The following is a 633-nucleotide window of genomic DNA, read 5'->3' on the forward strand; positions in this document are numbered from 1 at the left end:
GGTAAACCCAGTACTTCGTGAAGGCAACTCTGACCGTCGTGCGCCACTTTCTGTTAAGAACTATGCAAAGAAAAACCCACACTCAATGGGCGCATGGTCATCAGATTCTAAATCTCATGTATCAAGCATGGCGGGTGACGATTTCTTTGGTAGCGAGAAATCAACAACCATTTCTGGCGCAACAGAAGTAAAAATCGAGTTTGTTGGCGCAGATGGCTCTGTAAAAGAGCTAAAATCTGCTTTCCCACTGTTAGACAAAGAAGTTATTGATAGCTCTGTACTGAAGAAAAAAGCATTGGTTGAGTTCTTCGAAAAAGAAATTGCAGATGCAAAAGAGCAAGACGTACTGCTTTCTCTACACATGAAAGCGACGATGATGAAGGTTTCTGACCCGGTTATCTTCGGTCACGCTGTAAAAGTGTACTACAAAGACGTTTTTGCTAAATACGGTAAGTTATTCGAAGAGCTTGGCGTTGATGTAAATAATGGTCTTGGTGATGTTTACTCGAAAATCGAGTCACTACCAGCAGCACAGAAAGAAGAGATTGAAGCGGCAATTCAGGCGGTTTACCAAACTCAGCCTGAACTTGCGATGGTTGATTCGGATCGTGGCATCACAAACCTGCATGTCCC

At 43.3% G+C, this 633-nt stretch carries 1 protein-coding gene; it reads left to right on the forward strand.

Translation table 11 applies throughout. From position 1 onward, the window contains the following. Nucleotides 1-633, forward strand: a 633-nt coding sequence (locus R8O11_RS28775; protein ID WP_318195061.1) for an NADP-dependent isocitrate dehydrogenase, incomplete at both ends; no start/stop codon positions are given.

This window comes from Vibrio sp. 1288 (genome assembly GCF_033344475.1).